Origin of the sequence: Moraxella sp. K127 (assembly GCF_015223095.1) — a bacterium.
GTDB lineage: Bacteria > Pseudomonadota > Gammaproteobacteria > Pseudomonadales > Moraxellaceae > Moraxella.
In genome coordinates this window covers 1-7,796 of record NZ_JADFBZ010000078.1, presented here as the reverse complement: position 1 = coordinate 7,796, position 7,796 = coordinate 1, and the positions used below count along the sequence as shown (strand labels likewise).

Sequence of the window (7,796 nt, the reverse complement as noted above, 5' to 3'; positions counted from 1 at the left end):
ATAATATCCTTTTGATTCGTGCAAACTGCACAAGGTTTTGATAAGTGATTGTTTTGGTTTGCCACTCATGGACAAACCAAAACGGATTTAAATGAGATGATTATGATTACTCGTCATCATCTTTGGCAGTGAATTTCTTGATGATTTCATCAGCCACGTTCTTAGGCGTTTCTTGGTATTTGGCAAATTCCATAGAGTAAGTTGCACGACCTTGAGACATAGAACGCATTTGAGTGGCATAACCGAACATTTCAGCAAGTGGCACTTCTGCACGGATGGCTTTGGTACCACCAGGCAAGTCGTCCATGCCTTGAACCACACCACGACGACGGTTAAGGTCACCCATGATGTCGCCCATGTAGTCTTCTGGAGTCTCAACTTCTACTTTCATGATAGGCTCTAGCAGAGCAGGAGATGCTTGCATAAAGCCTTTCTTGAATGCGATAGAACCCGCCATTTTGAACGATAGCTCATCAGAGTCAACGTCATGGTAAGAACCATCATATAGGGTCGCTTTAACATTAACAACTGGGTAACCTGCCAAAACGCCGTTTTTCATACGCTCTTGGATACCCTTATCTACCGCACCGTGGTATTCTTTTGGTACAACACCGCCCACGATTTCTTCGGCAAATTCGTATTCCACATCACCTTCTGGGTCAAGTGGTTCAAGACGCAGCCAAACGTGACCAAACTTACCACGACCACCTGTTTGACGAACAAACTTACCTTCAACTTCAACCGTTTGACGGATGGTTTCACGGTAGGCAACCTGTGGTGCACCGATGTTCGCTTCAACACCAAATTCACGCTTCATACGGTCAACGATGATGTCAAGGTGCAATTCACCCATACCAGAGATAATGGTCTGACCACTTTCTTCGTCTGTGCGTACACGGAACGATGGGTCTTCTTTAGCAAGACGACCTAAAGCGATAGACATTTTTTCTTGGTCAGCTTTGGTTTTTGGCTCAACCGCTAGGCTGATAACTGGGTCTGGGAATTCCATACGCTCCAAGGTGATGATGTTGTCATTATCACACAAGGTATCACCTGTGGTTACGTCTTTTAGACCCACCAATGCTACGATGTCGCCTGCACGAACTTCTTCAACTTCGTTTTGGCTGTTGGCATGCATCTCAACGATACGACCGATACGCTCACGCTTCATCTTAACAGGGTTATAAACGCTGTCGCCTTGTTTTGCAACGCCAGAGTACACACGAACGAAAGTTAGGTTACCCACGTATTTGTCATTCATGATTTTGAATGCAAGGGCGGCAAATGGAGCATCATCAGAAGACTCACGGCTACCTTCGGTTTCGTCTTTGTCATCTAGAATGCCTTTGATGGCCTCAACGTCAGTGGGGGCAGGCAAGAACTCGATGACGGCATCAAGCATACGCTGTACGCCTTTGTTTTTAAAGGCAGTACCACAAAGCATTGGCTGGATTTCACATGCCAGTGTACGAGCACGAAGACCAGCGACGATGTCTTCACGAGACAAGTCGCCCTCTTCTAGGTATTTGTCCATCAGCTCTTCTGATGACTCAGCAGCTACTTCAACCATGTTGTTACGCCATTCGTTGGCAGTATCTACTAGGTCGGCAGGAATCTCGCCATATTCAAACTTCATCCCTTGAGATTCTACGTCCCAAATGATGGATTTCATCTCAAGCAGGTCAACAACACCTTCAAAGTTGTCTTCTGCACCGATTGGCACAACCACAGGCACAGGGTTACCGCCTAGACGGGTTTTAACTTGTTCAACCACACGGAAGAAGTTAGCGCCAGTACGGTCCATTTTGTTAACAAAGGCAAGACGTGGCACTTTGTATTTGTTGGCTTGACGCCATACAGTCTCCGACTGAGGCTGTACACCACCAACCGCACAGTACACCATACATGCACCATCAAGTACACGCATAGAACGTTCAACTTCAATGGTGAAGTCAACGTGACCGGGGGTGTCAATTAGGTTAATGCGGTGCTCTGGGAATTGCTCAGACATGCCAGACCAAAAGCAAGTGGTCGCAGCAGAAGTAATGGTAATACCACGCTCTTGCTCTTGCTCCATCCAGTCCATCGTTGCAGCACCTTCGTGCACTTCACCGATTTTGTGGCTTTTACCTGTGTAGAACAAAATACGCTCTGAGGTCGTGGTTTTACCTGCGTCAATGTGCGCAGAAATACCGATGTTACGGTATCTATTTAAGGGGGTTTTACGTGCCATAATTTTTCCTAGAAAAATTGCGAGTAATTGGGTGTCAGTTTGTCATGATAAGACATCATCATGACCGAACCATGACAAACGACTGATATTGTTTGGCAAGCCAAACACGCTTTTAATAAAATTAGAAGCGGAAGTGAGAGAACGCTTTGTTCGCGTCAGCCATACGGTGAACGTCATCACGTTTTTTGATGGCAGCACCTTTACCTTCGGCGGCGTCATTTAGCTCACCTGCTAGGCGTAGAGCCATAGATTTTTCAGAACGCTTAGCGGCAGCGTCAGCCAACCAACGCATGGCTAGGGCAGTACGACGGGAGGGACGGACTTCCATAGGCACTTGGTAGGTAGCACCACCAACACGGCGGGCTTTTACTTCCACCGTTGGGCGAACGCTTTCTAGCACTTCTTCAAAGAAAGCCACTGGATCTTCGATGTTACGCTTGGCAGCAACGCTCTCTAACGCACCATAAACGATTTTTTCAGCGACTGATTTTTTTCCGTCAACCATAACGTGGTTGATGAATTTGGCGATGGTTTGGCTGCCGAACTTAGGATCAGGTAGAATTTCACGGGCAGCGACGACACGACGTCTTGGCATAATAGTTCCTTATGTCTTCAGGGTAAATCTGGCATACAATCTTAAAACAAATCAAGCATTTAGCCAGCCTTACTGCATGATTGTGGGCATGGGGGTGATTAACACACATCTCACAAGCCATGCACAGGTTAAATTTGGGTTATTGAGCTAAATTACGCCTTAGGACGTTTAGCACCATACTTAGAACGACCTTGTTTACGGTCTTTAACGCCTGCACAGTCAAGTGCACCACGAACAGTGTGATAACGCACACCTGGTAGGTCTTTTACACGACCACCACGGATAAGCACAACGCTGTGCTCTTGTAGGTTATGACCTTCACCGCCGATGTAGCTAGATACTTCATAGCCAGAAGTCAAACGCACACGGCATACTTTACGCATGGCTGAGTTTGGCTTTTTAGGGGTAGTGGTATATACACGAGTACAAACGCCACGACGTTGTGGGCAAGCTTGTAGTGCAGGTACTTTTGACTTTTCAGTAATGGTCTTACGACCCTTACGGATAAGTTGGTTTGTAGTTGCCATAGGCAATATCTCCCGTTAATTAAAAACTTGTTTTTGGCAAAATTGACTAATTTTTAGGCAAATTTGCACAAAAAACGTACTTATCCCAAATAGGATTTGGCATTATAATACTTTTATTTAAGAAAATCAAGGCATTTAAACACAAAGGCAAAACCCAGTTAAAAAACCGAGTCTTGCCTAGGGCAAATTGCAATTTACCCCCACAACCAAAAAATAATTACCCAGTAATCAAGTGAGTTGCTATTTTAAGTTGAGAGCGAAGTAAAATCCATAAAACCATCATTTCATGCTTTTGTCATTTTCATCACTGTGGTATTCAACACTTAGCGTCTCATTTGCTTTAAAGGTCGCCATAGCGGTGCCGATGACTTCATCAATAAGCCCATGATTATAGTGTGCCGCCACGCCAACTGCCGAAACAGTGACCAAACGATGTAGCCAATGGGTATTTAGCTCATTGATGTCTATGCCGTATTTTTCAACCAATTTATCCAAATGGGCAAATTTTAATAGCTCATCAAAATCCTTAATACTGGTGTTAGACGAGCTGAGTTTGACCAACTCTTCTTTTAAGCCATTCTCGCCTGCATAGACCAGTGTTTTTTTGGCAAGGGCAAGGGCGGTTAGGATGACTTGCTTTTCTTGCATTTTGGTCAAATTCGCCCCCAACAGCACGCCATACGCCATCTTGACCCCTTCTTTGCCTGTCAATGGTACATCATAGACCACCGACAACTGATACACCGTTCGCAGTGCCACAAGCAGTAACCACGCTGTGTCCATGACCACGCCTTTTAGCCCAAAAAAGCCCGTCACACCGCCAGCGGTTGCCAAGGCTCGGTTTTGGTCGGCAAGACTTTGAGCCAGCTCGTCTTTTTGGGTAGGGGTGAGTGTTTTGGGGTCGTCAGGCAGGGATTTGACCGCCCATGCGTGGGCCAGTTCGGCGATTTTTTCATACACGCTCTCTGAGATGGCGTTTAGTTTTTCATCAGAGACAAATCTGTTTGCCAAGCCATGTACTGCCGTAACTTTTTTGCCCAAAATGGATTTGACAAAACTCCCGCCAAGCGTCGAACCTTGGACATAAAAGGGGTGCTTGGTTGTGGCATCGGCATCCAAATCCACGCTCTGATAGCTCTTGTCTTGATGACCACGTCCTAAATAAGCACCTGCTGTGGCAAGCAGTCCGCCCAAACCCTTTAAGGTATGGGATTTTTCGACCGATTTGTCATTGGTTTTTTGCTCATGAGCTTGTTCATGCTCATCACTGCTCTCGTTGGCGGTTGGGTCATTGTCAGGCTGTTGCTGTTGCTCTTTGCCTAATAAGTTTTCCGCTTTATCAAGCAGTTCATCGGTTTGTTTGGTGGTCTGCTCGCTGATGTTATCCAGGGTCTGTTTTGCCTGTTCTTTGGCATCATCTAACGTCTCTTTGGCACGCTCGGCAAGCGTTTGGGCATTTTTTTGAGTCTCTTGCACCACCTGCCCTGCCTTGTCTTGGACATCGCTTAGGGTCTGTTGTAGTCCTTGTTTGGCATCGCTAAGTTTGTCATTGACAAGGCGTGCGGTCTCATCGGCATCATCAGTGAGCTCTTGGAGATGTTCTTTGGCAGTTTGGGCGGTGTGGTTAAGCGTATCACTAATGGTCTCTTGGGCGGTGTGCAATGCCTGCTGCGCCTGTTGTTTTACCTGCTCTTTATCACCTAGGTTATCTAGGTCATCTAGCTGTTTTGCCAACTCGGCAAGTTTATGCTGAGCGGTTTCTTTGGCTATCTCTTGGGCGGATTTGGGGGTATTGTTGTCGTCATTGGCATGAACATGCTTATCCTCACTGCCCTTATCATCTTTATCATTACTCTGATTCTCATCGCTAAGGCTCTGATTATCATCACTAGGGTTTTGGTTATCATGGTTATCATCGCCTGTCTCATGAGTGGCATCCTTTGGCTCATCACTGCCAACCTTAACCACCGCCACATCTGACACATTGGTATTGGCGATGTCCACATCACCTGCGATCACTTCCACATCGCTGTGGCTTAGCCCTTCTTGGTTGTCAATAAAATCGTGAACCACCGCCGTTTTTCTGGTGGTTTTGGGGCTTTTGGTGCGTGAGGTTTTTGATTTTGGCGTACTCATAACTTCTCCTTAATGTAAATAAATGAACATAGCATAAAAACTCATCATATCAAATTATCAAAAATTTGCTGTGTCAATATTGTAAAGCAACACTACAAAATGTAAAACCATCGCACGCTTGCCGCACCCTACCATGACACGCCCAAAACGCCCGATATTCTTACACCAACCTAAGCCGACCTAACTTTTTTGTAAATGAGTGGCAAAAATGATAGATAAAAAACGATAGATAATTGGCAAATTTTACCTTATAATAATTTTATTTACCCTTTTGTATTTTCCCATGTTGCCACCCACCGAAGCACGCCTAGCGGTCTTGATTGATGCTGATAATGCGTCCACGACCCACCTTGAAGCACTCATGAATGAGATTGCCACACTGGGGCGAGCAAGTGTTCGCCGTGCTTATGGCGACTGGACAAAACCCCAACTTGCCAGTTGGAAAAGCGTGCTACTGTCGCACTCCATCCAGCCCATGCAACAGTTCGCCTACACATCAGGCAAAAACGCCACCGATTCGAGCCTGATTATTGATGCGATGGATTTGCTCTACACCGAGCGATTTGATGGCTTTTGCCTTGTGTCGTCTGACAGCGATTATACTCGCCTTGCTCAGCGTATCCGTGAGCAGGGGCTGATGGTATATGGCTTTGGCAAACAGCACACACCCAAGCCCTTTATGCAAGCCTGCGACCGCTTTACCTATCTAGAAGTCTTTGAAGAGCAAAAGAAAAACAGCGACGTGGATTTTTATGACTCAGCTGACATGCTGTTCTCGGGCGATAACCAGTTCAAGCCTGTGGATGTGGCGATTGCGTTAGTCAAAAATGCCATCGCCACCATGGCGGACGAGCATGGCTGGGCAAACATCGCCCCCGTCAAAAACTACATCCTAAAAGTCGAGCCTGATTTTGACGCTCGCCTTTTCCATTATGACAAATTTAGCGATTTTTTAAAGGCGTATCCCCGTTACTTTGAGCTGACCGAACGCTACCCCAACGGCGACAATCACAAAGTGGTGTTTGTGCGTAATCGCCGTAACGACCTACTGGCTGACATTGAGCTGACCATATGATGGCACGGATATTTTTGGGGGGCAGTTTTGACCCTGTGCATGACGGGCATTTGGACATGGTGCGTCTTGTTCATCATCGCTTGTCGTCTTTGGATATGCCCTTTGTCATCTCGTTTTTACCCACCGCAGGTAACCCCTTTAAAGGCACGCCCACCGACCCCACTCACCGCCTAAATATGCTGTCTTTGGCGTGTGACATGCTAAAACATCAAGGCATCACCGCAAGCATTGACACATCAGAAATCCACCAAACCCCACCCGTCTATACCATAGATACGGTGCGAGCATTGGCACGGTGGTATCCTGATGATGAGCGGATTTTTGTCATGGGCGGTGATAGTTTGGCAAGTCTGCATTTGTGGAAAAATTATAAAGAGCTTTTGGCGTACGTTAAAATTTGGGCGTTTGATAGAGCTGGCAGTGATGATGTCGTGGCTGATGTGTTGGCAAAGATGACTGATGATTTTGATAAATTTTTACAAGATGGCTTTTTACAAGATGATTTATTAAAAGATGAATTGTTAAAAACCGATAAAACTTTTAACACCAAACGTATTTTTTATGACAAATCGCCCATACCTGCTGTCTCGTCCACCCAAATCCGCCACGCCCTAGCCCAAGGCGATAAACCATGCCATTTGCCTGAGCCAATTTTTGATTATATTAAAACGCACGAGCTTTATAAAAGTGTGCTATAATAGACGGTTAATCTTTATTTTATTTGAATACCATGACCACACATAACCTATCCTTAGATGAGCAAATCACGCTCGTAACCACCGCCTTGGACGACCTAAAAGCCAAAGAGATTACCGTGATGACGGTTGAGCATTTGACCGAAATTGCCGAGCGCATCATCATCGCCAACGCCACATCAAAACGCCACGTTAAGGCACTTGCCGACAAGCTCGGAGCCACTGCCAAAGAAGCGGGGCTTATGCCACTAGGACGTGAAGGCGACAAAGACAGCGACTGGACGCTCGTGGACTTAGGGCGTATCGTGGTGCATATTATGACCCCACAGGCTCGTGAGTTCTATGACTTAGAAGGGCTATGGTCATCGCCAGAAGCCTTGCAAACACTTGCCATGCAAAAGGCGTGATGAATGATTAAGACCGCCCCAAATTCGCTTGGGGTGGTTTTTATTTGCCAAAAATCTTTTATCATGGGGTTTGGTGTTGATTGATGTGGGTATTTTTTGGTGTGACATGCAGGGCAAATTGCAACACA

The 7,796-nt window shown here is 46.1% G+C and carries 7 protein-coding genes; 3 read left to right on the top strand and 4 right to left on the bottom strand.

Translation table 11 applies throughout. The features are described 5' to 3' along the window. Window positions 1-106: 106 nt before the first annotated feature. The 4 genes from fusA to IM753_RS12410 all read right to left on the bottom strand — a co-directional run bounded on the left by fusA (window position 107) and on the right by IM753_RS12410 (window position 5,491). Window positions 107-2,233: an elongation factor G gene (gene fusA, locus IM753_RS12425; RefSeq protein WP_062500171.1), complete on the bottom strand. Its 2,127-nt coding sequence runs from the start codon at window positions 2,231-2,233 to the stop codon at window positions 107-109. A gap of 121 nt (window positions 2,234-2,354) precedes the next feature. Next, entirely contained in the window at window positions 2,355-2,828 is a 474-nt protein-coding gene (gene rpsG / locus IM753_RS12420) for a 30S ribosomal protein S7 (protein WP_062500173.1), read from the bottom strand. A gap of 152 nt (window positions 2,829-2,980) precedes the next feature. Further along, the gene (gene rpsL / locus IM753_RS12415) at window positions 2,981-3,355 is read right to left on the bottom strand and encodes a 30S ribosomal protein S12 (RefSeq protein WP_029102685.1); all 375 of its coding nucleotides are present in this window, start codon (window positions 3,353-3,355) and stop codon (window positions 2,981-2,983) included. A gap of 279 nt (window positions 3,356-3,634) precedes the next feature. Beyond that, window positions 3,635-5,491 (bottom strand): EcsC family protein, encoded by a 1,857-nt coding sequence (locus tag IM753_RS12410; RefSeq protein WP_065256583.1) that lies wholly within the window; start codon window positions 5,489-5,491, stop codon window positions 3,635-3,637. Window positions 5,492-5,774: 283 nt separating this feature from the next. On the opposite strand from IM753_RS12410, the gene IM753_RS12405 reads away from it, so the two are divergent. From IM753_RS12405 to rsfS, 3 genes are read left to right on the top strand one after another with little or no spacing between them, the layout of a single operon-like run. Next, complete coding sequence (locus IM753_RS12405; RefSeq protein WP_194109416.1) at window positions 5,775-6,566, top strand: NYN domain-containing protein; 792 nt, start codon at window positions 5,775-5,777, stop codon at window positions 6,564-6,566. After that, window positions 6,563-7,264, top strand: coding sequence for a nicotinate (nicotinamide) nucleotide adenylyltransferase (nadD, locus tag IM753_RS12400; protein WP_115248196.1), 702 nt, complete (start codon window positions 6,563-6,565; stop codon window positions 7,262-7,264). The genes IM753_RS12405 and nadD overlap by 4 nt, the downstream gene beginning before the upstream one ends. A gap of 32 nt (window positions 7,265-7,296) precedes the next feature. After that, a complete protein-coding gene (gene rsfS, locus IM753_RS12395) occupies window positions 7,297-7,668 on the top strand; it encodes a ribosome silencing factor (protein WP_062500181.1) in 372 nt (123 codons plus the stop codon). The last annotated feature ends 128 nt before the right edge of the window (window positions 7,669-7,796 follow it).